Origin of the sequence: Dactylosporangium sp. NPDC005555, from assembly GCF_040605635.1 — a bacterium.
In the GTDB taxonomy this organism is placed as follows: Bacteria; Actinomycetota; Actinomycetes; order Mycobacteriales; family Micromonosporaceae; genus Dactylosporangium.
Map to the genome: position 1 here is coordinate 1 of NZ_JBEXDG010000093.1, position 26512 is coordinate 26512.

The 26512-nt window shown below is 72.9% G+C and carries 29 protein-coding genes; 10 read left to right on the top strand and 19 right to left on the bottom strand.

All coding sequences use genetic code 11. From position 1 onward, the window contains the following. The first annotated feature begins 152 nt into the window (after positions 1 to 152). Positions 153 to 599, top strand: coding sequence for a GNAT family N-acetyltransferase (locus ABZS58_RS47915; RefSeq protein WP_354791182.1), 447 nt, complete (start codon positions 153 to 155; stop codon positions 597 to 599). 107 nt (positions 600 to 706) lie between these two features. Here ABZS58_RS47915 and ABZS58_RS47920 read toward each other — a convergent pair whose 3' ends face one another. The 4 genes from ABZS58_RS47920 to ABZS58_RS47935 form a co-directional block, all read right to left on the bottom strand. After that, the gene (locus ABZS58_RS47920) at positions 707 to 1165 is read right to left on the bottom strand and encodes a flagellar basal body-associated FliL family protein (RefSeq protein ID WP_354791183.1); all 459 of its coding nucleotides are present in this window, start codon (positions 1163 to 1165) and stop codon (positions 707 to 709) included. A 227-nt stretch (positions 1166 to 1392) separates the two neighbouring features. Further along, positions 1393 to 1824 carry a thioredoxin gene (gene trxA / locus ABZS58_RS47925; protein ID WP_354791184.1) on the bottom strand — a complete coding sequence of 144 codons (432 nt, stop codon included), beginning with the start codon at positions 1822 to 1824 and terminating at the stop codon, positions 1393 to 1395. Positions 1825 to 1894: 70 nt separating this feature from the next. Continuing rightward, positions 1895 to 2491, bottom strand: coding sequence for a DedA family protein (locus ABZS58_RS47930; RefSeq protein ID WP_354791186.1), 597 nt, complete (start codon positions 2489 to 2491; stop codon positions 1895 to 1897). Positions 2492 to 2605: 114 nt separating this feature from the next. Next, positions 2606 to 3874: a hypothetical protein gene (locus ABZS58_RS47935; protein WP_354791187.1), complete on the bottom strand. Its 1269-nt coding sequence runs from the start codon at positions 3872 to 3874 to the stop codon at positions 2606 to 2608. 23 nt (positions 3875 to 3897) lie between these two features. Here ABZS58_RS47935 and ABZS58_RS47940 point away from each other — a divergent pair, with 23 nt between their 5' ends. Continuing rightward, positions 3898 to 5010, top strand: a complete 1113-nt coding sequence (locus ABZS58_RS47940; RefSeq protein WP_354791189.1) for a serine hydrolase domain-containing protein — start codon at positions 3898 to 3900, stop codon at positions 5008 to 5010. A gap of 165 nt (positions 5011 to 5175) precedes the next feature. Here the strand turns inward: ABZS58_RS47940 and ABZS58_RS47945 are convergent, their stop codons facing one another. Next, complete coding sequence (locus ABZS58_RS47945; protein WP_354791190.1) at positions 5176 to 5751, bottom strand: ABATE domain-containing protein; 576 nt, start codon at positions 5749 to 5751, stop codon at positions 5176 to 5178. 33 nt (positions 5752 to 5784) lie between these two features. On the opposite strand from ABZS58_RS47945, the gene ABZS58_RS47950 reads away from it, so the two are divergent. After that, on the top strand, positions 5785 to 6189 hold the full coding sequence (locus ABZS58_RS47950) for a GNAT family N-acetyltransferase (protein WP_354791191.1): 405 nt from the start codon (positions 5785 to 5787) through the stop codon (positions 6187 to 6189). Between the two features lie 88 nt (positions 6190 to 6277). Next, the gene (locus ABZS58_RS47955; RefSeq protein ID WP_354791192.1) at positions 6278 to 7075 is read left to right on the top strand and encodes a DUF6745 domain-containing protein; all 798 of its coding nucleotides are present in this window, start codon (positions 6278 to 6280) and stop codon (positions 7073 to 7075) included. A 16-nt stretch (positions 7076 to 7091) separates the two neighbouring features. Here the strand turns inward: ABZS58_RS47955 and ABZS58_RS47960 are convergent, their stop codons facing one another. From ABZS58_RS47960 to ABZS58_RS47975, 4 genes are read right to left on the bottom strand one after another with little or no spacing between them, the layout of a single operon-like run. Then, entirely contained in the window at positions 7092 to 7316 is a 225-nt protein-coding gene (locus ABZS58_RS47960; protein WP_354791194.1) for a helix-hairpin-helix domain-containing protein, read from the bottom strand. After that, positions 7313 to 8065: an SDR family NAD(P)-dependent oxidoreductase gene (locus ABZS58_RS47965; protein WP_354791195.1), complete on the bottom strand. Its 753-nt coding sequence runs from the start codon at positions 8063 to 8065 to the stop codon at positions 7313 to 7315. The genes ABZS58_RS47960 and ABZS58_RS47965 overlap by 4 nt, the downstream gene beginning before the upstream one ends. Before the next feature lie 10 nt (positions 8066 to 8075). Continuing rightward, complete coding sequence (locus ABZS58_RS47970; protein WP_354791196.1) at positions 8076 to 9284, bottom strand: epoxide hydrolase; 1209 nt, start codon at positions 9282 to 9284, stop codon at positions 8076 to 8078. After that, positions 9281 to 9706 (bottom strand): MarR family transcriptional regulator, encoded by a 426-nt coding sequence (locus tag ABZS58_RS47975; protein WP_354791198.1) that lies wholly within the window; start codon positions 9704 to 9706, stop codon positions 9281 to 9283. Before ABZS58_RS47975 ends, ABZS58_RS47970 begins: the two co-directional genes overlap by 4 nt. A gap of 101 nt (positions 9707 to 9807) precedes the next feature. Between ABZS58_RS47975 and ABZS58_RS47980 the strand changes: the two genes are divergently transcribed. After that, complete coding sequence (locus tag ABZS58_RS47980) at positions 9808 to 9957, top strand: hypothetical protein (RefSeq protein WP_354791200.1); 150 nt, start codon at positions 9808 to 9810, stop codon at positions 9955 to 9957. On the opposite strand, the gene ABZS58_RS47985 is transcribed toward ABZS58_RS47980, so the two are convergent. Beyond that, on the bottom strand, positions 9954 to 11474 hold the full coding sequence (locus tag ABZS58_RS47985; protein WP_354791202.1) for a S8 family serine peptidase: 1521 nt from the start codon (positions 11472 to 11474) through the stop codon (positions 9954 to 9956). The two genes, ABZS58_RS47980 and ABZS58_RS47985, sit on opposite strands and share 4 nt — an antisense overlap. A gap of 186 nt (positions 11475 to 11660) precedes the next feature. On the opposite strand from ABZS58_RS47985, the gene ABZS58_RS47990 reads away from it, so the two are divergent. Continuing rightward, complete coding sequence (locus tag ABZS58_RS47990) at positions 11661 to 12953, top strand: M20/M25/M40 family metallo-hydrolase (RefSeq protein WP_354791204.1); 1293 nt, start codon at positions 11661 to 11663, stop codon at positions 12951 to 12953. A gap of 34 nt (positions 12954 to 12987) precedes the next feature. After that, positions 12988 to 13293 (top strand): MTH1187 family thiamine-binding protein, encoded by a 306-nt coding sequence (locus ABZS58_RS47995; RefSeq protein WP_354791206.1) that lies wholly within the window; start codon positions 12988 to 12990, stop codon positions 13291 to 13293. A gap of 11 nt (positions 13294 to 13304) precedes the next feature. Here ABZS58_RS47995 and ABZS58_RS48000 read toward each other — a convergent pair whose 3' ends face one another. From ABZS58_RS48000 to ABZS58_RS48010, 3 genes are all read right to left on the bottom strand, one after another. After that, on the bottom strand, positions 13305 to 13964 hold the full coding sequence (locus ABZS58_RS48000) for an HAD family hydrolase (protein WP_354791207.1): 660 nt from the start codon (positions 13962 to 13964) through the stop codon (positions 13305 to 13307). A 205-nt stretch (positions 13965 to 14169) separates the two neighbouring features. Beyond that, entirely contained in the window at positions 14170 to 15735 is a 1566-nt protein-coding gene (locus ABZS58_RS48005; RefSeq protein WP_354791209.1) for a methyl-accepting chemotaxis protein, read from the bottom strand. Between the two features lie 119 nt (positions 15736 to 15854). Then, positions 15855 to 16439, bottom strand: coding sequence for a hypothetical protein (locus ABZS58_RS48010; RefSeq protein ID WP_354791211.1), 585 nt, complete (start codon positions 16437 to 16439; stop codon positions 15855 to 15857). Positions 16440 to 16537: 98 nt separating this feature from the next. Here ABZS58_RS48010 and ABZS58_RS48015 point away from each other — a divergent pair, with 98 nt between their 5' ends. Next, on the top strand, positions 16538 to 16666 hold the full coding sequence (locus ABZS58_RS48015; RefSeq protein WP_354791212.1) for a hypothetical protein: 129 nt from the start codon (positions 16538 to 16540) through the stop codon (positions 16664 to 16666). Between the two features lie 37 nt (positions 16667 to 16703). On the opposite strand, the gene ABZS58_RS48020 is transcribed toward ABZS58_RS48015, so the two are convergent. After that, positions 16704 to 16913, bottom strand: coding sequence for a S1 RNA-binding domain-containing protein (locus tag ABZS58_RS48020; RefSeq protein ID WP_354791214.1), 210 nt, complete (start codon positions 16911 to 16913; stop codon positions 16704 to 16706). A 276-nt stretch (positions 16914 to 17189) separates the two neighbouring features. Here ABZS58_RS48020 and ABZS58_RS48025 point away from each other — a divergent pair, with 276 nt between their 5' ends. After that, positions 17190 to 18254 (top strand): lysylphosphatidylglycerol synthase transmembrane domain-containing protein, encoded by a 1065-nt coding sequence (locus ABZS58_RS48025; RefSeq protein WP_354791215.1) that lies wholly within the window; start codon positions 17190 to 17192, stop codon positions 18252 to 18254. Here ABZS58_RS48025 and ABZS58_RS48030 read toward each other — a convergent pair. From ABZS58_RS48030 to ABZS58_RS48045, 4 genes are all read right to left on the bottom strand, one after another. Then, a complete protein-coding gene (locus ABZS58_RS48030) occupies positions 18223 to 19818 on the bottom strand; it encodes a methyl-accepting chemotaxis protein (protein WP_354791217.1) in 1596 nt (531 codons plus the stop codon). The two genes, ABZS58_RS48025 and ABZS58_RS48030, sit on opposite strands and share 32 nt — an antisense overlap. A gap of 78 nt (positions 19819 to 19896) precedes the next feature. Further along, complete coding sequence (locus ABZS58_RS48035; RefSeq protein ID WP_354791218.1) at positions 19897 to 20079, bottom strand: hypothetical protein; 183 nt, start codon at positions 20077 to 20079, stop codon at positions 19897 to 19899. Continuing rightward, on the bottom strand, positions 20076 to 20501 hold the full coding sequence (locus ABZS58_RS48040; RefSeq protein ID WP_354791220.1) for a hypothetical protein: 426 nt from the start codon (positions 20499 to 20501) through the stop codon (positions 20076 to 20078). The genes ABZS58_RS48035 and ABZS58_RS48040 overlap by 4 nt, the downstream gene beginning before the upstream one ends. A gap of 222 nt (positions 20502 to 20723) precedes the next feature. After that, positions 20724 to 23417 carry a DEAD/DEAH box helicase gene (locus ABZS58_RS48045; protein ID WP_354791222.1) on the bottom strand — a complete coding sequence of 898 codons (2694 nt, stop codon included), beginning with the start codon at positions 23415 to 23417 and terminating at the stop codon, positions 20724 to 20726. Between the two features lie 437 nt (positions 23418 to 23854). Between ABZS58_RS48045 and ABZS58_RS48050 the strand changes: the two genes are divergently transcribed. After that, positions 23855 to 24952, top strand: a complete 1098-nt coding sequence (locus ABZS58_RS48050; protein ID WP_354791223.1) for an aminotransferase class V-fold PLP-dependent enzyme — start codon at positions 23855 to 23857, stop codon at positions 24950 to 24952. Positions 24953 to 25151: 199 nt separating this feature from the next. Here the strand turns inward: ABZS58_RS48050 and ABZS58_RS48055 are convergent, their stop codons facing one another. Then, positions 25152 to 26417: an FAD-dependent oxidoreductase gene (locus tag ABZS58_RS48055; protein WP_354791225.1), complete on the bottom strand. Its 1266-nt coding sequence runs from the start codon at positions 26415 to 26417 to the stop codon at positions 25152 to 25154. Positions 26418 to 26512 lie beyond the last annotated feature (95 nt).

The window sequence follows — 26512 nt, forward strand, 5'->3', positions numbered from 1 at the left end:
GGTGCCCCCCGCCCCGGGGGGGGCGCCGCGCCCCCCCCCCCCCCCGGCCCGCCCCCGCCCCCAGAGCCCCCCCCCCGACCGGTGAACTGCCCGCTGTCCCCGGCCTTCCGGCCGGGCACCGCTCGCGTTCGCGGACGGGTAGGGTCGCGGTCGTGTCGGATCTGCGGATAGGACCGGTCGGCGACGACGTCACCATCGAGGACTGGCGGCTCGTGCACAACACCGTCGTGCCCGACGCCGCGATGTCGTCCGACGAGGCCCGGGAGCGCGTCGGGCAGTATCTGCTCGAGGTCGCCTACGACGATGATGTCCTCGTCGGGTGTACGACGGTCAGGCCGCCCGGCGCTGACGGTGCGGCGTCCACGGTGATCGTCCGGGTGCTGCCCGGGTATCGCGGCCGTGGCATCGGTGCGGCGCTCTACGAACGGGCCATGGCGCAGGCCGCCGGGCACGCCGCGCCCGCCGTGGAGACGGTGGTGTGGGCCGCCAACGCCGCCGGTGTCCGCTTCGCCGAGGCGCGCGGCTTCGCCGAGGTCGACCGCTACGAGCCAGAGCCCGGCGCCGTCCCCTATCTCACGCTGCGCCGCACGGCCGGCTGAGCCGCGGCGACGCAACCGGTGGGGCCCGTGCCGAAGCACGGACCCCACCGGTGGTGCAACTGCCGTCACGTCGGAGCGGCGGCCGTACGGTGTGCTGCTGGATCGGTCTACTGGATCACGAACGTCGTGTAGTAGACGTCCATGATCTCCTTTTCCTTCTTGGCCGTGTAGGCCGCGATGACCTTCTCCTTGAGCTGCGCCTTGTACTTCTCGCGGCCGTCGTTGGTCAGCAGCTCCGTGGAGTCCATGTTGCTGAACAGGGAGATGGCGGCGTCGAGCGCCTTGCTGCCGTCCGGGGCCTCGGCGGCCTTGTCGGTCGCCTGCAGCGTCATCTTCAGCTTCAGGTAGTGCCCGCCGGCCAGGTTGATCGTGACCGCGTCCAGCGGCACCACGACACCGGCGACGAGGGGCGCCTCGGCCGCCGCCTTCTTCGGCGCGAACATGAAGTAGCCACCGGCGCCGCCACCGAGGGCGACGACCACGATCACGATGATCATGATGAGCTTCTTCTTGCCACCCTTCTTGGGGGCTTCCTCGGTCGCCTTGTCCTTCTCGTCCTTCGCCATGACGCGCTCCTTCGTGACCGTGCTGCCGACCTCCGACGTTCAGAGACATCGGACCGATCACCTGACACGTGAGTTGCACGAAGGTGCGGACCGGTAGCGCCACGAGCGCACCGCGACGACGTCGCCTCCCGCGGCGCCCGTTGCCGGTGTGGTCCATGAGCACCGCGTGCCGTGGGAGGCGATGCCGGGGCGCCCGCGGCGCGGCGACGGGCCCGGCCGCGGTGCGGTCAGTGCAGGCCGAGGGACTGCTCGACCCACCGGCGCAGGACCGCGGCGGAGGCCGCGCCCGACTGGCGGGCGACGACCTCGCCGTCCTTGATGATCATCAGCGTGGGGACCGCCTGGACGTCGAAGCGGCGGGACAACGCGGGGGCGGTGTCGATGTCGACCTTGACCAGCTTGACGGAGCCGGCGAGCTCGGCGGCGACCTGCTCCAGGGCGGGGCTCACCGCCCGGCACGGGGCGCACCAGGTGGCCCACAGGTCGACCAGGACCGGGGTCGTGGAGCGCTCCACCACCTCGGCGAACGTGGCGTCGCCCGCTTCGGCGATCCACGGGAGCTTCGCCCCGCAGCTGCCGCAGGCGGGTCTGCCGGTCGCCGCGGCCGGGACCCGGTTGCGCTTGCCGCAGGACGCGCACGCCACGATGTTGCCCGCCACCTGTCACTCCGTTCACTCGGTGCTCTCCAGGTGCAGACGCCCGGGGTGCCGGCGAAATTCCCGGCGACCGTCAGGACGTGCGGAGCTTGCGGGCGGCGAGCGTCGCCACCCCGGCGGCCAGCAGCACGCCGACGACGGTGCCGGCGGGGGCGCTGTAGCGTTCGACCTCGTGCCAGCGCTCGGCGAGCATCCAGCCGGCGCCGATGAACAGCGCGTTCCACACGCCGGACCCGGCGGTGGTCAGCAGCACGAACCTCGGCAGCCGCATCCGCTCGACGCCGGCCGGGATCGACACCAGGCTGCGCAGCACGGGGACGCACCGTGACAGGGCCACGAACCAGGAGCCGTGCCGCTGGAACAGCCGCCGGCCGCGTTCCAGGTCCCGCTGGCCGGTCAGCAGGAACCAGCGCCGCCCGGCGAGGCGGTGCAGCCGCTCGTACCCGAGACGCGCGCCGATCCAGTACAGCACCAGCGACCCGCCGACGGCACCCGCGGTCGCGCACAGCCAGACGAGGACGGGGTGCATGGCGCCCGCCCGGGCGCGGAACCCGGCGAGGGGCAGGATCAGCTCCGACGGGATCGGCGGGACCAGCGTCTCCAGGGCGATGAGCAGCCCCACCCCGACAGGCCCCAGGTGGTCGATGACGGCGAAGATCCAGTCGGTCATCGTGACGACCCTACCGCGCCGCCGAGGTTACGGCAGGTCGAGCCGGGCGCGGGCGGCGGCGTTGCGCTCCCAGCGGCGGGTGCTCGACGCTCGGGCGGGCGTCATGCCCGCGCCCTACCGCCGGCGCAGCGGGATCTGCCCGGTGGTGAGGAGGCCCAGGCGGACCAGGTCGAAGTCCGGGTCGCGCTCCCACTCGACGCGCGGCGCGACGAGCGGGCTGCCGCTCTGCGCGAACGACAGGTGCGCCGGCCCCTCAGGAGCGCCGAGGAACAGGCCCGGGCGGCGGCTGGCGCCGAACCCGCCGAGCGTCTCCAGGCGGCGCGGACGCCGGCGCTCCGGCGGCGAGGCCGCCCAGCGCCACGGGGCCGCGTTCGCCATGAGGGCGGTCGCGTTCGTGGTCCACTTGTCGGTCCACTCCCGCAGCCGGAAGCACTCCGGCAGCCCCTGCAGCACGCGCGCGGTGGCCCGGTCGGTGGTGACGCCGCACATGTCGAGGGCTTCCAGGGCGTGCCCGCTGAGCAGCGCGTCGACCACCGTCTGCAGCCGGGGTCCCTGCCCGCCCCACAGCTCGTCCACGGTCGTCGCCGGGCTCTGCCAGTACTGCGGCATCCGATCCCAGCGGTGGTAGGCCGACCTGCCGGCGAACCGCCCGAGACCGGCCCGCAGGCCGCCGCCCGCCGCGGTGCCGACGGCGAGCCAGATGCCCTTCCCCGCGGCGGTCGACGGCGGCACGAGCTCCCGCAGCAGCACCTGCGTCCGCCCGGCGAACCGGCCGCCGGTGCGGTCGCGCGGGAACCACCATCGGATCCCGGGCAGGAACAGCCCGGCGACGGTCTCGTCGAGGTCCTCGGCCTGCTCCGGCGACAGCATCGACAGCAGCATCGGGTCGAGGGCGATGTCGACGGGGACCGTGCCGGAGGTGAGCTTCGACGTCGCGAGGCGCTGCAGCCGGGCGCGGCGGCGGCTCGCGGGCTCGACGGCGGGGACGACGGCCCAGGTCGCCTCCCACTGCGCCCAGTCCTCGACTGCGGCGACGACGTCCTCGGGGAACACGGAGTGGAACTGCCCCGACGGCACCGCGACCGGGTCGCCGTGCTCCAGGGGCAGCGTGGCGGCGTCGGGGCGGCGCTCGTAGAAGGCGGCGGTGAACCCGAGGACCGCCGTCGGGTCCGGCAGGGTGCGGACCTCCTCCCAGTCGCCGACGCGCTCGCCGGGCCGGATGTCGGCGACGGTCACGACGGCGTACGCCTCGTCGCCCGGCATCCGCACCCAGGCGCCGGGCTCGACCGGGCTCGCCGACCACTGACGCGGCGCCTGGCGGACCACCGGCTCCAGGCCGGACCGGCGCAACGCGTCGACCGCTGCGGTCAGGGACGTTTCCACGGGGACCACCATAAGGTGAGGTGATGGATGAGGTGTACGGGAGCTTGCCCACCCTGGTGGAGCGTGGGGCCGTGCCGGGGCTGGTCGCCGCGGTCACCGGTGCGGACGGCCCGGTCCGGGTCGAGGTGCTGGGCGCGACGACGACCGGGCCGGACGCGGTGCCGATGCGCCGCGACACGCCGTTCCGGCTGACGTCGGTGACGAAACCCATGGTCGCGGCGGTCGCGACGATGCTGGTCGAGGACGGGCTGCTCGCCCTGGACGAGCCTGTCGACCGGCTGCTGCCGGAGCTCGCCGGGCCGCGGGTGCTGCGCAGGCTCGACGCCGACGTCGACGACACGGTGCCGGCCCGGCGGGCGATCACGGTCGAGGACGTGCTCACCTACCGGATGGGGCACGGGCTGCTGCTCGACCCGGCCGCGGAGCCGCCGGTGAACCCGCCGTATCCGGTGGTCCGGGCCGCCGAAGCGCTCGACCTGACCATCGCGCGGCCCGACCCGAGGACCCCGCACGGCGTCGACGAGTGGATGCGCCGGTTCGCGACGTTGCCGCTGCTGTTCCAGCCGGGGGAGCGCTGGGCGTACAACAGCAGCGGCCACGTCCTGGGGGTGCTGGTGGCACGGGCGGCCGGCATGCCGCTCGGCGACGTGCTGCGCGAGCGGCTCTTCGAACCGCTCGGCATGACCTCCACCGGCTTCTCGCTGCCGCGGGACCGGGCCGAGCGGCTGCCGGCGCAGTACCTCGGGGGCGAGCGGCAGACCGACGTCGCGACCGCCGCGGACTGGGCCCGGGAGCCCGCGTTCCCCGACGGCGCCGCCGGGCTCGCGTCCACTGTGGACGACGTGGTGGCGTTCGGCCGGTTCATGCTCCACAGTGGACCCGCACTGCGGGCGATGACGGTCAACCGCCTGACCCCGGCGCAGATCGAGGGCGGTGGGTTCCTGCTCGGCGGCCACGGCTGGGGCTACGGCATGGCGGTGCACGCAGACGGCACCTACGGCTGGGACGGCGGCTACGGCACGTCGTGGAGCAACAGTCCCGCGACCGGCACCGTCCGGGTCCTGCTGACCCAGGTGTCCGACGTGCTCTTCGACAGCACCGTCGAGGACTTCACCCGCCGCGCTGTCCACGGCTGAGCCCTGCGCGCGGTTCACGACTGAGCCCTGCTCGCGGTCCACGGCTGAGCCGTGCGTGCGGCGCGTCGGCGAGCCCGGCGTGCGGTGCGCTGGTGAGCCCGGCGTGCGGTGCGCCGGCGAGTCCGGCGTGCGGTGGATCGGTGGGTCCGTCGCACGCCGGACCGTTCACGCCGGCGTGCGGTTTGCCGGCCGGTGCGTCGGCGTGTGTGTCGCGCACCTGGCGTTTCCGGGCGCGGTTGCCGCACGGGTCCGCCGAGCACCATCGGCGGGTCCCCGTGCGGACGCGTCCAGGAACAGGGCCCCGCACGCCGGATCCGCGCACGCCCGCACCCGCCCGGCGGCCGGCGACGAGACGAGGTCGAGGGCGTCGCGGGCGACCAGTGCCAGGGTCGCGGTCACCGGGTCCGCGGCCTGCCAGCGCGCCGCGCCGGCGGCGTCCAGGAACGGCACCGGCACCGACCGGGCGGCCGCGTCGTTGACCGCGTCCCGCACGGCGGCGGTCGCCCCTTGCGGGCCCGCGACGACGAGCGCGTGGACCGCCTCGCGGAGGCGTCGCGCGCCGGCGAGGATCGCCGCGGGCACGCTGCTGCCGGGCGGCGGCGCGACCGGGCCGACCTGCCGGACCCACGCGGCGAGCGCCGGGCCGTCGGGCAGATCCTCGGCGGGGCTGCCGGTGCCACGGTCCCGCAGCGTGTGGACGAAGTCCAGGCACAGCCGCCCTGATCCTTGGCGGAAGGACATCCACGCAGCATAGCCGGGTGTAGGGTCCCGTCCGTGGCGGTGACCGGGGTGGGTTTCACGTGGCGGGGCGCGTTCACGGACGCGGAGGTCGAGGCGCTGCACGCGGAAGGCTTCGGGCACCCGCCGACCGGCAACGCGTGGTGGGCCCGGGTCAACCGGCACAGCCTCGGCTGGGTCTGCGCCCGCTCGGCCGGGACGCTCGTCGGGTTCGTCAACGTCGCCTGGGACGGCGAGTGTCACGCGTTCGTGCTCGACACCGTCGTCGCGGCCGCCCGGGGGCGCAGGGGCGTCGGGACGGGGCTGGTCGCCGCCGCCGTCGAGGGCGCGCGGGCCGGCGGCTGCGAGTGGCTGCACGTCGACTTCGAGGATCACCTGCGCGGCTTCTACCTCGACGCGTGCGGCTTCACCCCCACCGGGGCGGGCCTCGTCAGGCTGTGACCGCCGGGGGTTGCGGCCATCGCCGATGTGCCCCCACAATGGACGACATGATCCGCACTCACCGGAAGGGCGCGTCCGCCCTCGCGCGTTGACCGCCACGGCGCGGCGTGCCGCCGCTGCCACCTCGTTCCGCCCGTCCGACCGCGTGTTCGACCTGTGGCTCCGGGCGGAGCCGATCCTCCAAGAATGGCGCCAGGTGGGCTGGTCCACCGCGCCGGCCGACCGGGAAACCACCGAACATCTCATCGCCGGTCTCTATCGCCGGCAGCATCGCCGTGCGCCCAGGTTCCGCTGGGTCGACTCGCCGAGCCAGGCGTTGCCGCTGCTCACCGGCATGCCGACGCACGAGGACCTGCTGTCGTGGGTCCGCGCCCGCCGTCCACAAGGGACACCGCCGGTCGCCGGTGACATCGCCACCGGCCTGGGCCGGCTGCGCGCCGCGCTCGACGGGTCGACCGCCAACGCCGACCTGACCGCCGCGGCGAAGAAGCCCTGGCCGGTGCTCCCGGCGCCGACGCAGGCGCTGGGCGCCGGGGTGCCGCTGCTGGAGGTGCTGCAGCGGTCGCTGCGGTCGCCGCTCGCCGAGGGCCTCGCGTGGCCGGTCAGGTCCGCGCTCACCACCAGGGACGGTCCACCCAGGACGGTGCCGGTCTGCTGGTACGGCCAGCAGGACGCCACCTGGATCGGCGTCTACGACATCGTGCGCAAGCTGGGCCTGGCCCGCTACCGGCCGCACGACGCGGCGCTGCTCGACGAGTGGGCCGCGCTCGCCCGCGCCGCCGGCTGGTGGTGGCCGGGCGAGGACGTGTGCGTGCTCGTCGAACGCCCGGCGCAGATCGGCCCGCGCCGGGTCGGCTACCGCGACGGCACCGTCGTCACCTGGTGACGGCCGGGTGACGGTCTCAGCTTGGGTCTCGATCGGGGCCCAGGCCGAGGCCGTGCCGCTCCAGCGCCTCCTGCAGGATCCGCAGCGCCTTCGGCCCGACGCCGTGCAACGCGGCGAGCTGCCCACGGGGGACACCGGCGACGTCGCGCAGCGACGTGTAGCCGGCGTGGTGCAGCGCCCTGGTCGCCGGGGCGCCGATCCCCGGCAGCGTGTCCAGGCCGGGCTCCGGCTCCCCGCTCATGACGGGATCGTCACGCCCGACAGGGACGCGCACGCGGCGAGGAGGCCGTCCTGGACCGCCCGGTCGTACGCGGCCGGGTTGGCCTCCAGATCGGTGCGGCGCTTGAAGTAGCGGCTGGTGACCGTCGCCGCGGGATCGTCGGCGGTCGCCAGCCACACCTGCGTCTCGGCGCCCTCCGGCAGGTCGTCGGTGGCGTTGGGCCCGCCGAGCTTCGTGCGGATCCAGCCAGGGTCGACGGCGTTGCTGAGCACTCCCGGCCACAGCCGCGCGACGGCGAACGCGAGCGCCACGTCGAGCAGCTTCGAGTCGCTGTACGCCTGCATGCCGTGCCACGGTTTCCGCTCGTGCTGCAGGTCGTCGAGGTCTGCGACGCCCACCGACTCCAGCCCGGAGGTGAGGTAGACCAGCCGCGAGGGCCGCGGCATGAGCGCCGTCAGCACGTACGGCGCGAGGACGTTGACCTGGAACGTCCGCTCGAGGCCGTCGACGGTGCTCCGCCGCTCGTCCTGCCCGCCGATGCCGGCGTTGTGGACGACCACGTCGAACGCCCCGGCGTCCCTCGCGAGGGCCTTCGTCTCCGCGAGGCTCGCGAGGTCCCCGACGACGACCGGCGCACCCGGCAGCCCCGCCTCGGCGGCCCGCTTGCCGTCCCGAGCGTGCAGGACCACGTCGTGCCCCAGCCGCAGCAGCTGCGCCGCGGTCTCCAGCCCGATCCCGTCGGTCGATCCGGTCACCAGTACCCGTGCCATACCGGCGAGGCTACGCGTGGAAGGTGCGGCGCAGGTCGGCGACCCACTCGCCGGGCAGCTCCCACGGGATGAAGTGCCCGCCGCGCTCGTGGGCGGTGACGTTCACGTGGTTGTACCAGGGCGCCCGGTCGCTGCCGAGGAACTGCTCGACACGCTCCCGTGCGGTGGTGACCCCGGGCGGGTTCTCGTGGCCGACGAAGGTGATGCCCGTCGGGGCCTCGACGACCGGCCACCGGTCGTGGACGGGCTGCCACGGATAGCGGTTGTTGTTGGCGTACGTGCGGATCGAGCTCCCGATCGAGCCTCCCGCCCAGATGATGGTGGCGTGGGTGAGCAGGTCGTCGCGGGGGAAGACCGACTCGACGTCGCCGCCGCTGTCCGACCACATGCTCCAGCGGCGCAGCACCCAGGCGAGCATGCCGGCGGGGGAGTCGGCCAGCGCGTAGGTGAGCGTGTCGGGGTCCAGCAGGTGCGCGGCGAGGTGCACGGCGAAGCGCCGCTCCAGGGCCACGATCCGCGCGTGCACCTGCGGCGGCAGGCCGTCGGGGATCGGGTTGCCGCCGGAGAGGTCCCAGGCCCGGTCGCCGTTGAAGAACGTCAGCTTCAGCGCCGAGCCGATGTGGATGCCATACAGGGAGTCCGCGTACTTGTGGCCGAGCTGCCCGGTGACGAGCGCGCCGACGTCGCAGCCGGCCGCCGCGTAGCGCTCGTGGCCGAGGACGCCGGTCATCAGCTCGTGCCAGACGTCGGCGATCTTCCAGAAGTTCATGTCCGGCCGGCCGGTCAGCGGCGTGGAGAACCCGAAGCCGGGCAGCGACGGCACGATGACGTCGAACGCGTCGGCCGGGTCGCCGCCGTGCGCGGCCGGGTCGGCGAGGGCGTCGACGACCTTCGACCAGTGCCAGAACGTCCACGGCCAGCCGTGCGACAGGATCAGCGGCTTCGGGGCCGGTCCGGCGCCGGGCCGGCGCATGAAGTGCACGGGCACGCCGCCGACGTCGACGCGGTAGTGCTCGTAGGCGTTGATGGCGCGTTCGGCGGCGCGCCAGTCGTACCCGTCGGCCCAGTGCTCGACGAGCGCCCGCAGCTGCGCGGGCGCGACGCCGTAGAAGCCGTCGTCGTTGCCGGTCTGCCGGGACCATCTGGTCTGCCTGAGCCGGGCCCGGAGGTCGTCGAGGACCTCGTCGGGCACGTGGATCGGCTGCTGGACAAGGTTCACGTCGCCCCCAGGTCGATGATGCGCCGCAGCGCCGGCATGGCCCTGGCGATCGCGTCCTGCTGGGTGGTGTCGAGCTCCGCGATGAGCTCGGCCAGCCGGTCGACCCGGTTGCCGTGCCGGGACCGGACGACTTCCGCGCCGGCGTCGGTCAGGCTGACGAGGACGGCCCGGCCGTCGCTCGGGTCGGGCCGCCGCTCGACGAGGCCGTCCTCCTCCAGGCGCTGCACCAGGCTGGTGATGGCGGGCTGGGTGAGCTGCTCGGTGGCGGTGAGCGCGGTGAGCCGCATCGGCCCGCGCCGCGACAGCGTGTGCACCACCGACAGCGAGCTGAACCCGAGCCGCTGCACCATCGGCAGCCGGATGAACAGCGTGTTGAAGTCCTCGATGAGCGTGGTCAGCGCGTCGACCTGTGCCTTCCTCACCACCGAACTGTATCGAGAATCTATATAAAAAATCAATGCGGTCCCGGCGTCCGGGAGTACCGGTGGACGTATTGCCTATCGTGCCGGTATGATTGATGGGGATGAGGCGATGGCGGAACGCCGTGGCGCTGGTGCCGGCGCTGCTGTTCGTGGCGGCGATGGTGGCACTGTTCCAGCGCTGGGAGGTGGTGTTCTGGCTGTGTGCCGGGGCGACCGTGCTCAGTCAGTACACCACCATCCATCGTGACTAGGACCAGCTGGTCGCCGACCAGTCGTCGCTGGACCAGGTGCGGCCGGACCACGTGCCCGCCGACCAGGTGCGGCCCGACCACGTGCGGCCGGTCCACGCCGGGTCCGTCCACGTCGCGCCGCTCACCCACGGGCTCGAGGACCAGGTCGCCGGCGCCCACGTCTTCGACGCCCAGGACGTGCCGGTCCACGCGTCGCCGGCGATCTTGAAGCCCATCCAGGTGCCGCCGGACCAGGATGTCTGCGCGGCCGACTTCGACGCCCACTGCAGCGAGGTCAGGGGGCCCCAGACGGAGCGTTCGCCGGCCAGTGAGGTGCCGTCGAGGACGACGTGGCTGGTGCCGCGGGACACCTCGAACAGGCCGATGCCGCTGGACGTGTTCCAGGTCGGCTTCGTCACCGCGGTGCCGGTGCGGGCGAGCGCGCCGTTGACGTTGAGCTCCAGCAGGCCCATCGTGCCGGCCTTGCCGGTCGGCAGGTATGTGCCGCCCTTGATGAGCCAGTCCTTCACCTGGTCCGGGGTCGCGGACGGCTTCGCCTGCAGCAGCAGCGCCGCCGCCGCGGACACGACCGCGGTCGCCTGCGAGGTGCCGCTGCCCTTGAACAGGGTGCTGCCGACGCGCGCCGACGGGTAGCTGTTGTCGATGTTGGAGCCCGGGTCGCGCAGCGACGCGATCGACGTGCCCGGCGCGAGCAGGTCGACCTGGTTGCCGCCGACGGCCAGGTTGGTGAACGTGGCCAGGGTGTCGTCCTTGGTCGCGGCCGTGCCGTTGGTCGCGGTGGCACCGACGGCGAGGACCCACTCGTCCATCGCCGGGTTGGTGAGCTTCAGGGTGGTGTTGCCGTTGTTGCCGGCCGCGGCGACGACCACGATGCCCGCCTGCCACGCCTTCTCCACCGCGAACTGCAGCGGGTCGGTCCAGTTCGGCGGGTTGCCGCCGGAGCCGTACGACAGGTTGATGACGCGGATCGGGTTGGCCGGGTCGTCGTTGCGGTGCTTCACGACCCAGTCGACCGCGGCGATCATCTGCGTCACGTCGACCGCGCCGCGCGCCGTGCCGATCTTGATCGAGGTGAGCTTCGCCTGCGGCGCGAGGCCCTTCGCCCCCGACTCGGCGTCGTCGCCGACGATGATCCCGGCCATGTGCGTGCCGTGGCCGTAGGTGTCGAGGTACCGCAGGCCCGGCGCCTGCGACTCGAACGACAGGTCGGGGCCGTTGACGATCTGCGCGGCGGGCAGGCCCGGCACCGGCGCGACGCCGGTGTCGATGAGCGCGACGCCGACGCCCTTGCCCGTCAGGGCCGCGGCCGCGCCGGCGTCGGCGCCGATGATGGTGCGCACCTGGGCGAGGGTGGTCGCCGGGGCGCTGGTGTCGGTCACGCCCGCCCACGCGCCGGACCACCCGGCGGCCGGGCTCGTCGCGCTCGCCGGGCTCGTCGTGACGCCCGTCGTCACTGCGACGGGGAGCGCGAGGGCGCCGGCCGCCAAGGCCAGCAAGGTTCGTCTGCGGGTCACCATGTGCGCTCCTATCGCGTCGTCAGCCGTTCCACCATCACCGCGGCGAGGCCGCACTGTCACCGGCCGTGGACACGTTCTGCCCGGTCACCCGACACGGTCTGCCGGACCCGTGTCCAGCGGCCGGACCGACTCCGCGGGAAGTCCTTCAGTTCCGCGGCGGGCCGCCGAAGAGCTACCGTCGTGCGCGTGGACGAGGTCGTGGCGCTGGCGAGTGAGCTGATCCGGTTCGACACCACCAACACCGGCTCGCCGGAGAGCACCCGCGGCGAGCGGCTCGCCGCCGAGTACGTCGCGGAGCGCCTCGAGGACGCGGGTTACGAGACCACGTATGTGGAGTCGGGCGCGCCCGGCCGCGGCAACGTCATCGCCCGACTGCCGGGTGCTTCCGCGGAACGAGGAGCGCTGCTCGTCCACAGCCACCTCGACGTCGTGCCGGCGGAGCCGTCCGAATGGTCGGTGCACCCCTTCTCCGGGGAGGTGTCCGGCGGGTACGTGTGGGGCCGCGGCGCCGTCGACATGAAGCACATGGCGGCGATGAGCCTCGCCGTCGCCCGCCGCTTCGGCCGTGACGGGGTCGTGCCGCCGCGGGACCTCGTCTTCGCGTACCTCGCCGACGAGGAGGCCGGCGGGGTCAACGGCGCCGGGTGGCTCGTGCACCACCGGCCCGACCTGTTCGACGGCGTCACCGAGGCGATCAGCGAGGTCGGCGGCTTCTCGCTCACCGTCGCGGACGGTGTGCGGGCGTACCTCGTCGAAACCGCGGAAAAGGGCGTCGGCTGGCTCAGGCTCTCCACCCGGGGCACCCCGGGCCACGGCTCGCTGCTGCACACCGACAACGCGGTCGCCCGGCTCGCGGCGGCCGTCGCCCGCCTGGACGCGCACGAGTTCCCGCTCGTGCTGACCCCGCCGGTGCGCGACTTCCTCGACGGCGTCAGCGCGTTGACGGGCGTGCCGTTCGACGCCGACGACCCGTCCGCCGTCCTCGGCCGGCTGGGGTCCGTCGCCCGCATGATCGGCGCCGGTCTGCGGGACACCGCGAACGTCACCATGTTCTCCGCCGGGTACAAGGACAACGTGGTCCCGTCGACGGCCTCCGCGATCTTCGACTGCCGGATGCTGCCCGGCCGGGAGGACGCGTTCCTGCGCGAGGTCGACGCCGTCGTCGGCCCGTCCGTCAGCCGCGAGTGGAAGTCCATGCCGCCGGTGTCGACCACCTTCGACGGCACCCTGGTCGACGCGATGGCCGCCGCGATCACCGCCGAGGACCCGGACGCGCGCCTGCTGCCGTACATGCTGTCGGCCGGCACCGACGCGAAGTCCTTCCAGCGTCTCGGCATCCGCCACCTCGGCTTCGCGCCGCTGCGCCTGCCCCCGGATCTCGACTTCACCGCCCTGTTCCACGGCATCGACGAACGTGTCCCCGTCGACGGTCTCCTCTTCGGCGCCCGCGTCCTGGACCGCTTTCTGCGCATGTGCTGAGCTATTTTGCGGCACCGCTGGGTACTGTGGCCGCATGTCGGTGCTCGTCGCGTTCAGTGTGACCCCGCTCGGAGCCGGCCCGCAGGTCGGCGCGCTCGTCGCGGAGGCGGTGCGCGTCGTGCGCGCCTCAGGCCTGCCCAACCGGACCGACGCCATGTTCACCACCGTCGAGGGTGAGACCTGGGACGAGGTGATGGCCGTCGTCCGCGCCGCGGTCGAGGCGGTCCACGCGAAGTCCCCCCGCACCTCCACCGTCATCAAGATCGACTGGCGCGAGGGGGTGACCGGTGCCCTGGACAAGAAGGTCGCCTCCGTCGAGCACCACCTCGCCGGCGACTAGCTCGAAGCGGGTCACACCGGGCGGTCGGTGAGGTCGCGCAGGGCGCTGATGACGGGGCCGGGCCAGGTGGGGTCGGTGTCCTTGTGCTCGACGGTGCGCACCACGCGCATGCCGACCGCGGCGGCGCCGGCCAGCTCGCCGTCCGCGCCGTCGCCGACGTACACGCAGTCGGTGGGGGCCGCGCCGAGCGCGTCGGCGGCCGCCAGGTAGATCCGCGGGTCGGGCTTGCCGACGCCGAGGACGCTGGAGAAGACGGCGACGTCGAAGCGGGACGCGAGCGCGCAGGCGGGCCATGCCTCGGCGGCCTCCGACGTCGCGTTGCTCACCAGCGCGAGCCGGGCGCCGGCGGCCCGCAGGCCGTCGAGGGCGTCCAGCGTGGCCGGGTGCACGGCTTCCAGGACGCGCCGGGCGAGCGCCCGCCGGTGCACCGCCGCGCGGGCGACGGCCTCCTCGGCCGGGTCGGCGCCCAGCCGCCCGGCGAGGATCCGGATGGTCTCCTCGACGCTCCAGCGGGTGAGCCGCTCGTCCCAGGTGTCGCGGTACGCCCGCCGCAACGCCGACGGGTCGACGCCGATCATGACGGCCATCTCGCCGACGACCCGGTCCCGTTCGGCGTCCGCGCCGTCGACCAACGTGTGGAACAGGTCGAACACCAGGAACCTCGGCACCATGCCCCGCACGCTAACAAAGCGGCGCTGTGAGGTGGTGCACTCTCCCATGCCCGGACCGCCGCCCGGACGGTTGGGTCGAGGTATGGGGCGGATCGCGTACGACGACGCGCTGACCTTCGGTGGCGCCAGCTCGTCCTGCGCTGACCTTCGGTGGCGCCTGCTCGTGCCGCGCCGGTCAGGAGCGCGCCGGCCGGTACAACATCGTCTAATACCGGAACGTGCCGACGAGGTCGGTCAGTTCGCCGGACATGCGGGCCAGCTCGGCGGTCGCCTGCTCCGACTCGGTGACCCCGGCGCTGGTCAGGCGGGCCGCCTCGGCGACACCGGTGATGTTCTGCGCGATCTCGCCCGTGCCCGTGGCGGCCTCGGTGACGCTGCGGCTCATCTCCGACGTCGTCGCGGTCTGCTCCTCGACGGCGGACGCGATCGTGGTCTGGAAGTCGCTGATGCGGGCGATGACCGCCGACACCTGCTCGATGGCGGTGACCGCGCCGGTCGTGTCGGCCTGGATCGCCTGGACGCGGCGGGAGATGTCCTCGGTGGCGCGGGCCGTCTCCTGGGCCAGGTCCTTGACCTCCGACGCCACGACGGCGAAGCCCTTGCCGGCCTCGCCCGCGCGGGCCGCCTCGATCGTCGCGTTCAGGGCGAGGAGGTTGGTCTGCTCGGCGATCGACGTGATGACCTTGATGACGTTGCCGATCTCCGCGGAGGAGTCGCCGAGGCGGCTCATCGTCGCCGACGTCTGCGCGGTGATGTGGACGGCCTCGTTGGCGACCCGGGCGGCCTCGCTGGCGTTCTGCGCGATCTCCCGGATCGACGCGCCCATCTCCTCGCTGCCGGCGGAGACCGTGTCGACGCTGCGCGACACCTCCTCCGCGGCGGCGGCGACGGTCTGCGCCTGCGTCGAGGTCTCCTCGGCCGACGAGGCGATCCTGGTCGCCACGCCCGCCATCCGGTCCGACGCGGTGGCGAGCCGGCCCGCGGAGCCGTCGATCGTCGACACCGTCTGCCGCAGCCGGGCTGTCGCGGCGTCCAGCGCCTGCCCCATCCGGCCCGGCTCGTCGCGGGACTTCAGCCCGGTGGTGCGGGTCAGGTCCCCGTCGGCGAGGCCCTCGCACACCAGCTCCACCCGCCGCAGCGACTTCACGATGCCGCGTGCCACGAACAGGCCGAGGGCGAGCGCGCCGAGCAGCCCGATGCTCAGCAGGACGATCGCCGTGGTCCGGCTCGACTCGTACGAGTCCGCCGCCGCGGTCGCCGACGTGGCGGCCGCGTTCGCCTCCGCCTTCTCCAGGCGCGCCAGGTCCTGGTTGATCGTCGCGAACACCGGGGCGACCTTCGTGTTGCGGACCTCCAGCCAGGCCGCGAGGTCGCCGTTGCGGCCGTTGGGCAGCTGTTCTGTCTCCGCGATCTGGATGAACGCGTTCCAGCTGGTCTCGAGCTCGTCGATGACGCCGGCGGCCCCCGCGTGCTCGCTGTTGCGGTACGCGGTCAGCGCCGCCGTGAAATTGGCGACGTCGGTCGTGAAGTCCGTGTCGTACTTCTGCTGGTTGGTCGCGTCACCGTGGGAGATGGCGTGGTTGGCCAGATCGACGCGGGCCTGCGCGGCCAGCAGCCGGATCTCGCCCACGGCGCCGGTACTCGCCACGTTCGCGCGGTAGATGTGCTGCGCCGCAGCGCTCGCATCACCGAGGGCCGACATCGACAGCACGCCGTTGGCAAGCGCCACCAGCACGGCGACGAGCACCGCGGCGAAAATCCTGACGTTCACACTCAGATCACGCAGAGCCACAACATCCACCGTAGGGACGCAACCCCCGTCGCGGATGAGACTTCCTCAGATTCGTCACCCCGGCAGGATCTTTCGACCGGCGCCGGCCGCGATGAGCGTCAGGTGGTGGCACGCCAGGGATGGGTCGGTGCGGTCATCGCCAGCAGCTCGTCCAACCGGCGGCGCTGGTCGGGGCTCAGCAGGGGCAGGATGCCACGGAAGTCGGACTCGTCCTTCGGTCTGGGGTCCTTGGACTTGAAGAGCAGCACGAACTCCGGCGCCAGGAACGGGATGCCGTCCGGCGTGTGGTGGATGATGTCGCTGTACGGGCGGCGGATGCGCGGCTCGCGGCGGCAGATCCAGGTGCCGCCGTCGTGCGGCTCGCGGAACACGTCGAAGCGCCACGCGCCGGCCGCGCGGTCCCAAGCCCACGTCTGGTGGCTCGTCCGGAGCGTGTCCGCGGTCGCCGGCGTGACCGTGCCGCTGTGCACGGTGAAGAAGTCGCAGTCGTCGAAACGGGCGGCGACCGCGTCGAACGTGTCGGCCGGCACCGCGATCTCCACGTCGTGGTGCGGGCGGGTCCCGGCCCGGCGGAACAGGTCCAGCGCCCAGCCGGCGACCACGCACCACGGCACGTCGAGCCCGGCGAGGCGATCGGTCAGCACGCGCGGATGCCACGGGTCCCACGCATCGAGGTCAGGCACCAGTGGACCATAACCGGACCGGACCGCCGTCGCGGAACGACGCTGTGGCGACCCGGCAACGGCGTGGCGGACGGGCGTCGGGGCCGCACGCCGTACACATGACGACCATGGCGATCCGGAGCAACACCATCGCCCGGATCACCGCGCACGACCGGCTGCGGTGCGTCGCGCGCTTCATGCCGGTCATCGAGCAGCACGGCGACCGCCTTCTCGCCGGCGGCTGCTGAGAAGAGCGGGTGCCCGCGACAGGGGCACCCGCTCGCACTACTCGGCCAGCTCCAGGCTGGCGCGCCGGCGCTCGGCGTCCTTGTCCAGGACGCGCACGGTCACGGTGGCGCCGAGCCGCAGGCCGGAAACGCCCGGCAGCAGGCCGTCGACGCCGTCGGCGAACCGGACGAACGTGCCGAAGGGCACCTCGCCGGTCACCTCACCGTCGACGACGTCGCCGATGCGGAAGTCTTCAAAGCGGGACATGCGATCACCTCCTTCCTCAGCAGGCTCCGCTTCTGCGGGCGGTGCTGGGGGAGGGGGCGGGCCACGGGCCCGCCGGCAGCTCAACGAACTGCCGGATGCCTTGTCTGTGCACGGCGCTCGGCCGACCCGGCAGTCACCCGGGCATCATACCGCCCGGCCGGCCGATGCGGCAGGACCTCCGGGCGGCAGGGGCAACATCGGGCGGCAGCGGGCCGGATATCGACGTGACTCGTCGCGTTCAGGCGGACCTCATCTCGTTGCCGCACTGTGACGCACATGAGCACCGCCCTGATCCGCGTCACCACCGCGCCGCGGACCCGGGCCTGGCCGCGGTGGGTGGGTTTCGGGCTCACCCTGGCCGCGGTGACGGTGGCGTTCGCCCTGCTGCGCCGGTCGCTGCCCGACCCCGGCACGCTGCTGCGGTCGCTGGTGGACGCCCAGTGGTGGTGGATCGCCGTGGCGCTGCTGGTCCAGGCCGGATCCGTCCTCATGTACGCCGTGCAGCAGCGCCGCCTCCTGGCCGCCTACGGCGGGGCGATGTCCAACGTGAAGGCCGTCGGCGTGTCGCTCGCGCGCACGGCGCTGTCCACCGCGATGCCGGCCGGCGGCCCGGTGTCGACCGCGTTCGCCGTGCGGCAGTTCCGCCTGCACGGGCTCACCAGCGCGCACGCCCTCGCCACCACGGCCCTGGCCAGCGTGCAGGCGAGCGCGGCCATCGTGCTGGTCTACCTCGCCTGGTACGTCACCGACCTGAGCGCCGCCGGCCTGCTGAGCGCGGTTGCCGTCGCGGCGCTGCTGTGGCCGGCCGTCGTCCTCGCCCGCCGTCTGATGCCTCGTGGGGCGCGGCGCCCCGCCGATGTCCGGGTGCAGCCCGCCGGGCCGCTCCAGCGCGGCTTCCACGCCCTGGTCCGCCTCGGCGTGGACACGTTTCGCGCCTGCCTGTCGCTGCCGGGCCGGTGCTGGCTGACCGCCGGCGGTGCGGCCGTCGCGCGGCGGCTGTTCGACCTGGCCTGCTTCGTCGCGGCCGCCGAGGCGTACCGGCTCGACACCGCCACGACGGCCCTGGTCGGCGCGTATCTCACCGGGCAGCTCGTCCGGCAGATCCCGCTCGTCGCCGGTGGTGCGGGGCTCGTCGAGGCGAGCCTCCTGGCCTCGCTGATCGCCTCCGGCGCCGACCCGGCGGGCGCCACGGCCGCCGTCCTCGCGTACCGGCTGCTGTCCTGCTGGTTGATCGCGCTGGCCGGCCTGCCGGTCGTGCTCTGCCTCGGAGCCGCCGGACGGTCCGCGGCCGCGCCGGCCGGCCCGGAGTTCAGAGGCGGAACTGGCCGACGAGGGTCCTGAGGTCCTGGGACATCTGCGCCAGGCCGGCGGCGGCGCCCTTCGCCTCGCCGACACCGCGGGTGGTGGTGGCCGCGGCGGTCGCGACGCCGGAGATGCTGCCGGCGATCCGGTCCGCGCCCATCGCCGCCTCCGAGACCGACCGGCTCATCTCCGCCGTGGTCGCCGACTGCTCCTCGACGGCGGAGGCGATCGTCGCCTGGTACTGGTTGATCTCCTCGACGACGTCGCCCATCCGGCGGATCGCCTCCGCGGCGGCGGCGGTGTCGGCCTGGATGGCGGTGACCCGCTGGTGGATGTCCTCGGTGGCCTTCGCGGTCTCCTGGGCCAGTTCCTTGACCTCGTTGGCGACGACCGCGAACCCCTTGCCGGACTCGCCGGCCCGGGCCGCCTCGATGGTGGCGTTCAGCGCGAGGAGGTTCGTCTGCTCGGCGATCGACGTGATGAGCTTCAGGACCGAGCCGATCTCGTCGGACGACGCGGCGAGCTGGTCGACCTTCTCGTTGGCCGCGGCCGCCTCCCGGACCGCGCCGCTGGCCACGCCGGCGGCGTTGGCGGCGTTGCGGGCGATCTCCTGGATCGACACGCCCATCTCCTCCGCGCCGGCGGCGATCGCGGTGACGTGCCGGGACACCTCACCGGAGGCGTCCGACGCGCCGTGCATCTCGCGGCTGGACGCCTCGGCGGCGCCGGAGATGCCCTCGCTGACCTGCGACAGGTTGTGCGACGCCGCGGCGAGGGTGTCGGAGCTGGTACTGACCTCGCGGATCGACCGGCCGATGCTGTCGAGCGCGGCGTCGAGGTGCGCGGCCATCTGCCCGATCTCGTCCCGGCCCTTGATCTGCGCCCGGCGGGTGAGGTCGCCGTCGGCGAGCGCCTCGAGGACCCCGCGGACCCGCCGGACCGGCCCGCCGATGGCCCGGATGACCGGCACCGACAGCAGCAGCAGGAACACGATCCCGATGAGGATCACGCCGACCGTCGCCCACCGGGCCGTCGCCTGCGCGGTCGCCATCGTGTCGCGTTCCTTCGCCACGTGCGCGTCGATGTTGTCCTGCAACGCGCCGAGCTTGTCGTCGACCGCGTGGTTGCGCTCGGCGATCTCGGGCTCCCGCGCCTGCACCGACGCCTGGTCCTTCTGCGCATCCCGCACGAACGTGTCGATGAACTCGTTGAACTTGAGCGCGTCGGCCTTGATGTCGTCGATCGCCGCGCGTACATCGGCCGGAAGAACGAGCGTGTCCAGCTCGGCGATCGTGTCCGTGACCGACGCCAGGTCGTCCGGCAGGTCCGCGATGATCGGGGCGATGTCCTTCTCGGCGAGGGCCCGGTAGGCGTCGACCTTGAGCTCCGCCTCCCGCGTGTCGAGGTGGTGCATGAGCCCGCTGGCGGCCTGCAGGTCCCGCACGATCTCGGCCTGGGTGCCGAGCTTGACCTGCGCCACGATCCCGACGATCCCCGTGGTCGCGGAGATGACGACGCCCGCGGCGCACAGCACGCCGATCTTCTTCACGATGCCCAGGTTGGCGAACATGCCCATGCGGTCCCCCATCACACCGATCGCCACGGGCTCGTTCCCGGGATCTCCTCCGGTACATCGGCGTTGCGGGCGGGTTGCTGAGTATGATCCGCCATCGCCTTGTCTCTAGGCGTTCGCCCGGCGGAGGCGTTCGGCCGCCTGTGTCCGCAGCGCACGGCCGCAGACCAGGGGCTGGCCGTGCAGGACCTCCCAGCGGGCGTTGTGCGCTGCCGGCCACAGGCTGGCCGCCCACGCGACCTCGAGCTCCTCGGTGGTGAACGCGCGCGCCCTGACGTGCTGGTAGGTCACCAGGAACGCCTCGGAACCGTCGACCGGCGCCAGCGTGGGCAGACCGGCGCGACGGTCACCCCGGCCAGTCCGGCTGTCAGCGCGGCGAACACCTCCGCGTACCGCACGGCCACGTCCGGCGTGTCCCCGTGCAGGACGTCGCCGCCGGGCCGGAACTCCTCGGCGTGCACCGCCAGTGAGCCGACGGCGACCACCGGGGTGAGCGGCCGGGCGCACGGAAACCCGCGATCGGCCAGCTGGGCCTGCGCCGCCACACAGGACACGGCCCGGCCGTCGTCGCCGCGCGCCTTGACCACGACGCGGGTGCCAGAGGTCAACCGGAGACCGAACACCGCCGAGATCTGTTCGAGCCCGAACAGCATGCCGGCGGGCGCGGCACCGAGATGCTCCTGGCACCACCCCGGCAACCAGTCCGGCAGCATGCGCGCAACTGTGCCATCAGCCCGCCCGGGGCCGCCGCCGGGGTCCCGGCTCGCCGCGGTGCCAGGAGCGCTCGGCGGCGGCGTGCCACCACCCCGGCAGCGGCGCGGCGACCAGGCCGGACGTCGGCTGATCCGGATGCAGCCCCTCAACTGTGAAGAGCCCGAAATCCTCACCAAAGCCCCGGCGGCCAAAGATCATCGTCCACGCGACACCAGGTGGACCTACTCGACGGAGCCCACCGCTATTTCCCGGTACTCCCCGAGCCACCCCGTCGCGCGATGGTCGCCCCGCCAGGTGAACACGACGACGCCCAGGTCTGCGTCCCCGGGCGGGAAGGTAGTGCCCGCCGTGCCCCGGCGGATCGGCTCCGCGCGGTGGGTGCGGCCGGCCCAGATCGTCACCACCGCGCCGGAAGGACCGGTCGCGACGACGTCCCGGTCGGAGACCGCGATCGTGCATCCAGTGGCCCGCTCGTACAGCAGCTGCCGGTAGGCGCTCTCCGGCAACCGGCAGGCGCGAGGCGGCCTGCCGGGCGGCCAGTCCGGCGCAGTGTGGCCGTTGCCGACGGCCGCGTGCCAAAGCTCAGGCACCGCGTCGGCCAGATGCACGGGCGTGGCCATCAGCTCGCAGATCCACAGGAGCCTGCCCGCTCCGCGTGGCGGCCGGCAGCGCCGCCACCTGACCCGGCGGCCGAGGTCTCCGGCGACCACCGCGACCCACGGGTGGACCGTGCCGAGCAGGCCCTGGCTCGCGAGCCAGTGCAGGTACCGGGGAGCGTCCTCGAGGATGGGATAGATCGCGGCGTACGGCATGCCCGCGATAGTGGTGACGCTCTCGCCGAACAGCTCCGGCGCGTTCGCTACCGCGAGCAGGGCAGCCTGGGCCAGGTCGCCGCGCTGAGGCTCGGGCAGGTCGGTCGCTGCCGTCGCGGGCTCCGCCGGCGGGCCGGTCGGCACGACCCCGGAGGTGATGATGCCGGCGACCGCGTTCCTGGCATCCTCGGGCACGGCGACCTGCGCGAGCTTGGGCACCAGCGTCGCGACAGTACGGATGAGCACGCGCTCGGCCTCGGCGGCGCTGGCGGGTACCGGTAGGTCGTTCAACGTCCGGCGCAAGTGGTCGCATACCGTGGCCGGGACCATGAGCCGTGCGGTGAGCTGGCCGAGGTCGGTCGGGGCCAGGAGCGTTTCCTCGAGGTCACTCCCGGCGTCTGCCGGTGTGTCAGCGACCATGCCCGCGTGGGCGAGGAACTGGATGGCCTGCCGCAGCGGACCGAGGCTGCGACGGCCCTGCTGGTGGGCCAGCGTCCCGACCCACCAGCGGTCAGCCGCTGTCCGCGAGGTCACCTCCTCCCGTACGACCTCACCGAGGACATGGTCGGGCAGGCTGGACTGGATCTGTGACCGCACCACGTATCCCTCGGTCAGCCGTGCCTGCCAGGCCGGCCGTTCGCCGTTGTCGACGATGAGGAACGCCCAACCTTGGTCCTCACCCGCGCCGACCCGTCCGGCGCGGCCGAACATCTGCTGGACGGTGGCCACGTCCAAGCTGTCCAGCCCGACCTGGGTGTCGCGGACGATGACAGCGCGCGCGGGCAGGTTGACCCCGGCGGCCACGGTCGGCGTGGCGACGAGGACGTCGAACTGCCGGGCGCGGAAGGCCGCCTCGGCGTCCCGCCGGTACGGCCAATCCTTGTAGTGCAGGCCCACGCCGGCCTGGCTGCACACCGTGTGCACCTGCGCGGCATCGTCCGGCCTGACCCGGGTGGTGTCCACGCCCCGGCTGGCCGCGAGCAGCAGCGCGGTCCGGCGTACGTTGCGTTTGCTGCCACAGAACACCAGTACGCTGCCGCCGTCGGCGGTCACGAGGCGGCTTATCGCGGTCGCCAGCCGGCTTCGGGTGGCTTCCGTCACGTTCCAGTCGGCGTGCGCCGCGACCGCGGGCAACTGCCAGGTCAGCCGGCTGGACCGCCACGTCAGGTGCAGCAGCCGGGCCCGCAGCCAGACCGCGATCTCCTCCGCGTTGCCGACCGTGGCCGACAACCCGACCACCCGGATCGGCGGCTGGGCGTCGCGCATCCGGGCCAGCATTGCCTCCAGTGTGGGACCACGAGAGGGATCGCCGAGCAGATGGATCTCGTCGACGATCAAGCAGTCGACCTCCGCCAGCGCCTCCCGCAGGGCCGAGCTGCGCGAGACGGCCTCGAACTTCTCAGTGGTCGCCAGCCACAGATCGGCCTCCCGCATCCGGTCCGCGTCGACGGCGTACTCGCCGGAGAGGCGCTCGACCCGCACCCCCTTTGCCTTCCAGGCCTCCAGGTCGTGGTTGAGCTCATCGGTGAGCGAGCGTTGGGGTACCAGCCAGACCGCCTTCCGGCGCCGCAGGAGCACGCTCTTGAGCGCGGCGGCCATGCCCATCACCGTTTTGCCCGCTCCCGTGGGTGCGACGACGAGCAGGTTCTCGTCGCCGTCGAGGATGGCGGGAAGCACCTGTGCCTGGGCCGGGTTGAATGTCGGGTACGGGAAGAAAGGGGACAGGGTGGGCGGCAGCAGGCTGTTGGTGGCGACTGGGCCGGCATCCGGTGATGGTGCGCCGTCGTACGCCTGCCACATCAGCGCGAAGGCGTCCCGCGCGGCTACCGCGGCGGCGCCGCTCGCCCGGATCGGCCGTCGGGTGGGGCCACGCAGCAGCGCACACGGGTAGGTGACCGACTGGAGCGACCGCTCAGACGGATCGTCCGGGAGGCGGCGGATGGCCTCGTCCTCGACGAGGTGCGGGACTCGCCGCACCTCGGCACCCTCGGCGGCGAGCTTGTCCGCCAGGACGGTGAACCGCGGATCAGCGGGGAGCAGGACGCGGACGTCGGTGCGGTCCGTGATGGGCGGCAGGGGCAGATCCGGGTCGGCGATCTTCATCCACAGCAACCCTCGGTCGTGAGGACCGGCCCGACTCGTCCCGTCCACCGTTGTTCACCACGCCTCACCGCCGCCGACTCCGGACCGTCGAACACCTTACCGGTGGGCCCGCGGCCGGCCGGCCGACAGGTGCTCGGCCGCCACTCTCGCCAGGCGGCCGCCCTGGGATCGTCTCCTCCGATGACGGCCACCCCCGCACCTGGCAGCACGCAACGGTCGTCGAGGCTTGCTCGAGCGGGTCGCCTACGTCAACGAGGAGACCAGCCACACGATCGCCCTCGTCGCCACCAGCCGGTTCCGGCACCGGCATGTTGACCGGGGCGGGTCCCTGCTGGGTGTGCAGCCGGCGAGAGCCTGTGAATGGTCGGCTGCTGGGGATGACACCGGAAGTACAGGCTCCAATCGGAAATGTGCCGATCTGCGAAGGTGACCGAACGATGCCCGACCCACGACTGGTGCTGCTGAACCCCGGCCCCGCAGGCACGTCTGCGCGGGTGCGTGCCGCGACGGGACGGGGAGACATGGGCTACCGGGAGCCTGAGTTCGCCGAGGTGCTGCGGTCGATCCGGGCGACGCTGCCGGGCGCGCTGCATGTGCCGGGGCACGAGGCCATCCTGGCCACCGGGTCCGGAACGATGGCAATGGAGATGACCGTCATCAGCTCGGTCCGGCCCGGGCGGGCGCTGCTGGTCGTGAACAACGGCGTCTACGGCGACCGCCTCAAGCGCGTCGCCGTCGCGAATCAGATCCGCTGCTACGAGGTGGCCGGCGACTGGTTCACGCCGATCGGGGTCGATGCCGTGGACGCCGCGCTGCGTGCGCACCCGGACGTCGACGCTGTCGCGTGCGTCCACCACGAGACGAGCACCGGTGTGATCAATCCGATCAAGGAGATCGGCGCCCTGACCGAGGACACCGACGTCGCGTTCATCATCGACGCGATCAGTGCCGCCGGGAGCGAGGAACCGGACCTGGGCGAGGTCGCCGCCGACATCATCGTCGGCACGGCCAGCAACGGGCTGCACGGCCTGCCGGGGATATCGTTCATCCTGGCCTCGCCGAAGGGCGCCGACCGTCTCCGGCAGGTGCCGGAGCGGAACATCCACCTCAACGTAGCCACGTATCTCGACAGCCAGCAGCAGAGGCTGGTGCCGTTCACCCCGGCGGTCCAGGCGTGCTTCGCGATGGACGAGGCGATCCGCGAGTTCGTCGACCTCGGCGGTTTCGCCGCCCGCACCGCCATGTACCGGGAACGGGCCGCCCTCATCCGGAACGGCTTCGCCGACCTGAGCCTGCGGATGCGGATCGCGCGGGAGCACCGGTCGCACTCGGTGAACCTGCTGCACCTGCCCGCCGGGGTCACCTACGACATGCTGCACGGCGAGCTCAAACGCGCCGGATACGTGATCTACGCGGGACAGGGTCCGCTCGCGCGGGAGTACTTCCGCGTCTGCACGATGGGCGAGTTGCCGTTGTCCGTCTTGGAGAGGTTCCTCAGCGACCTCGGTGAGACCCTCGCGGAGCTGGCCCGATGAACGACGCATTCGTGCCATGGCCGGTGCTTGATGCTGCGGACCTGTCGCCGTCAGGACAATACGGCCGGCAGAGTTGAGCGCCGACGTGGACGCAGCATCACAAACGGCACTTGATCTGTAGCGACGCGCCGCGCCGTTCCTTCTCTGCTGGTGCAGTTGGCCGGTGGGCGGATGTCCGTACGGCAGGCTGGCGAAGTGATCAGCGCAGCGGGCCGAAGGGCCGAAGCTCGGCGGGTTGGTGGCCGGTGGTGATCTGCTCGGCGAGCAGTTTGCCGGTGATCGGGCCGAGGGTGATGCCCCACATGCCGTGACCGCCGGCGGCGAAGACCCGCGGTGACCTGGTGTGGCCGATCAGCGGCAGCCCGTCGGGGGTGCAGGGCCGCGACCCGACCCATTCGTCAATTCGGGCGTCCAGGTCCGCTCCGCGCAGCAGCGGTCGGGCGGCCTCGGCGATGGCCGAGATCCGCCAGCGGTCCAGCGGCGCCTCCGCGCTGCGGAATTCCATCATCCCCGCGACGCGCAGCCGGTCGCCGAGCGGCGTGCATGCCACACGCTGCGCGGGGAAGTACACCGGACCGGCCGGAACGTGGTCGATCGCGATGCTGAAGCTGTAGCCGCGACCGGCCTGCACGACGGTCCGTACGCCGAAGCGGCGGGCCAGCGCACCGAGCCACGTGCCGGTCGCCAGGACCACGGCGTCGTATCGGTCTGCCGGGCCTGCGGCGGTCACTACCCGTACGCCCGTGCCTTCGTCGTGGACGTCGACGACGTCCGCGCCGGTCACGAGTGATGCCCCGCGGGCGTGGACGGCATCGGCCAGAGCATGCACGTACTGTCCGGGATTGATGAACCGCTGGCCGTACAGGCGGATGGCGGCACCCACCTGATCCGACAGCGACGGCTCCACCTCGCGCGCCTCGGCGCCGGTCAGGACGTCGTACTCGATTTCCTGGCCGGCAGCGTGGATGTGCCGCAGTTCGTCCAGCAGCACCGAGCGTTCGGCCTCGGTGCGGTAGGCCGCGATGAACGACTTGGCCTCGTTCGTCTGCGACGTGACCCCGCCGTCGGTCAACGCGTCGAATCCCTCGAAGGCACGCCGGTTCATCGGGATGTATGCCCGCATGGCGGTCTGCCACCTCGCGGCGGTGCTGTGCCGGGCGAATCCGGTCAGGAAGCGCAACAGTCGGGCGTCGGCGCGCGGCGGCACGTATACCGGCGACGAAGGGCTCAGCACGGCGCGCAGCCCGTAGCGCAGCACTGCCGGCTCGGGCAGGGGCGTGGTGATGCCGGGGGTGAGCCAGCCGGCGTTGCCCCACGAAGCGCCCGCGGCGACACCGCTACGGTCGAGCACGGTGACCTGTACCCCTCGCTCCTGCAGGAACCAGGCGGTGGCCAGGCCGACCATCCCCGCGCCGATGACGGCGACGTGCTGGGGAGCGTGCTTGACCGACTCGGTGCCAGGCATTGAGCCATTCCGCGTAACGATGGATGACGTTGGGTAACTGGTCGCGGTCGGGCAGGGCAACACGCCGGATCCGTTGTGGTGCAACAAGAAGACGC